At 72.4% G+C, this 2,128-nt stretch carries 3 protein-coding genes and 1 pseudogene; all 4 read left to right on the top strand.

Annotated elements, in window-relative coordinates:
• A pseudogene (locus VOI19_RS18520) lies at nucleotides 1-291 on the top strand (hypothetical protein); the annotation flags it as partial.
• Nucleotide 292: 1 nt separating this feature from the next.
• Nucleotides 293-1,378, top strand: a complete 1,086-nt coding sequence (locus VOI19_RS18515) for a type III polyketide synthase (RefSeq protein WP_323794415.1) — start codon at nucleotides 293-295, stop codon at nucleotides 1,376-1,378.
• Nucleotides 1,375-1,932 carry an isoprenylcysteine carboxyl methyltransferase family protein gene (locus VOI19_RS18510; RefSeq protein ID WP_323794414.1) on the top strand — a complete coding sequence of 186 codons (558 nt, stop codon included), beginning with the start codon at nucleotides 1,375-1,377 and terminating at the stop codon, nucleotides 1,930-1,932. Before VOI19_RS18515 ends, VOI19_RS18510 begins: the two co-directional genes overlap by 4 nt.
• Nucleotides 1,929-2,128, top strand: a 200-nt coding sequence (locus VOI19_RS18505) for an FAD-dependent oxidoreductase (RefSeq protein WP_323794413.1), incomplete at its 3' end; no start/stop codon positions are given. The genes VOI19_RS18510 and VOI19_RS18505, both read left to right, overlap by 4 nt.

Here is a 2,128-nt window from a genome sequence, read left to right as displayed (position 1 = left end):
CTCGCGCGCCACCTGCGCCACACCGCGCTCGCCGCGACCTTGTGCCGCTCCGGCCCGGTGCTCGACATCGGCCTCGCCGCCTCGCACCGGCACCAGGGGGTCTTCGACGACCTCGTCGAGCTGGGCCTGGCGCGCGGTCGCATCACGGCGCGGCTCGGGCTCGGCCTGGGCGCGGCCGGAATTCGCGATGCTGCGTCTCGGCTCGCTGGGTTTCGAGGCTCGTCGCTGGCGCTCCTCGCACCTCAACCACCGTTGTCAGATCCCGCACCATCGTCGATCCAGGAGACATGACATGCACGTGCTCAGCGTCCGCGGAGCCCTGCCCGAGCACCGCTCGACCCAGGCCGAGATCACCACGTCGTTCACCGAGACGATGCTGCATGGCAAGGTCGACCGTCGGGTGGTCGAGCGTTTTCACCGCAACGCCGGCGTCGACACCCGCCACACCGCCCTGCCACTGGAGGACTACGGCCGGATCACGGACTTCGGCGAGTCCAACGACGCCTTCATCCGGGTCGGCACCGAGCTCGGCGCCCGCGCTGTCACCGATGCGCTCAAGGCCGCCGGCCTCGCCCCCACCGACGTCGACCTGATCATCAGCGCCACCGTCACCGGCCTGGCTGTGCCCTCGCTCGAGGCCCGGGTCGCGGCGATGATCGGCCTGCGCCCCGACGTGAAGCGGATGCCGCTCGTCGGGCTCGGCTGCGTCGCCGGCGCGGCCGGTGTCGCGCGGCTGCACGACTACCTCGTCGGTCATCCCGACGAGGTCGCGGTGCTGATGTCGGTCGAGCTCTGCTCGCTCACCCTGCAGCGCGACGACGTCTCGATCGCCAACCTCGTGGGCAGCGGCCTCTTCGGCGACGGTGCGGCCGCGGTGGTGGCGGCGGGATCGCGCCGCGCAGCCGAGCTCGCGCCGGCCGAGGACGCCGTACGACTCGAGGTGCTGGCCAGCCGCAGCCACCTCTACCCCGACTCCGAGCGCACGATGGGCTGGGACGTCGGCGCCGGCGGGCTCAAGATCGTGCTGGACGCCGCCGTCCCCGACCTGGTGCGTCACTACGTCGGCGACGACGTCGACGGCTTCGTCGCCGACCACGGCCTGACTCGCGACGACATCGAGTTCTACGTCGCCCACCCCGGCGGCCCCAAGGTGCTGGAGGCCATGCAGGACACCCTCGGCGTCGAGCGCGAAGCGCTCCAGGTCACCTGGGACTCCCTCGCCCGCATCGGCAACTTGTCGTCGGCTTCCGTGCTCCACGTGCTCGCCGACACCCTCGCCGACCGGCCGCCACGACCTGGCTCCTACGGCCTGATGCTGGCAATGGGGCCGGGCTTCTGCTCCGAGCTGGTGCTCGTGCGGGCGGGTGAGCGTGCATGAGCTCCCTGAGTCCAGAGGTCCTCTTCACCCTGCTGATCGCCGCCGTCGGCGTCGAGCGGCTCGCCGAGCTCGTCGTCTCCAAGCGCAACGCCGCCTGGGCTGTCGAGCGCGGCGGCGTCGAGACCGGCGCTGGTCACTACCCCTTCATGGTCGTGCTCCACACCGGGTTCCTGGTGGGCGCGCTCGTCGAGGTGTGGGTACGACGTCCCGACGTGCCGGCGCTGCTGGCCTGGTCGATGCTGGTGCTGGCCGTGCTCAGCCAGGCGCTGCGCTGGTGGTGCATCCGCACCCTCGGGCCGCGGTGGAACACCCGCGTCATCGTCGTGCCGGGGCTCCCTCTCGTCGAGGGCGGTCCTTACCGCTACTTCCGCCACCCCAACTACGTCGCGGTCGTGCTCGAGGGCATCGCGCTGCCGCTGGTGGGCGGCGCCTGGATCACCGCGCTGGCCTTCACCGTGCTCAACGCCGGGCTGCTGCGCGTGCGCATCAGCACCGAGGAGCGCGCGCTCGACTCTGCTCCCCTCGAGGCCCCCGCCACCGGGAGCCGCGGGTGATCGACCTGCTCGTCATCGGCGGCGGGCCGGCCGGTCTCGCCACCGCCCTGCACGCCCAGCGTGCCGGGCTGTCGGTGCGGGTGTGGGAGTCACGCCCCGGCACGCTCGACAAGGCCTGCGGCGAAGGACTGATGCCCGGCGCCGTCGCGGCACTGGCCGACCTCGGCGTGCACCCGTCGGGCCACCCGCTGCTCGG

Source organism: Nocardioides sp., assembly GCF_034670285.1.
In the GTDB taxonomy this organism is placed as follows: domain Bacteria; phylum Actinomycetota; class Actinomycetes; order Propionibacteriales; family Nocardioidaceae; genus Nocardioides.
This window is presented reverse-complemented; position numbering and strand designations above follow the sequence as displayed.

Bases quoted from the DNA above. Each gene is read 5' to 3' on its own strand.
- VOI19_RS18515 (WP_323794415.1), top strand. From the start codon at position 293: ATGCACGTGCTCAGCGTCCGCGGAGCCCTGCCCGAGCACCGCTCGACC.
- VOI19_RS18510 (WP_323794414.1), top strand. From the start codon at position 1,375: ATGAGCTCCCTGAGTCCAGAGGTCCTCTTCACCCTGCTGATCGCCGCC.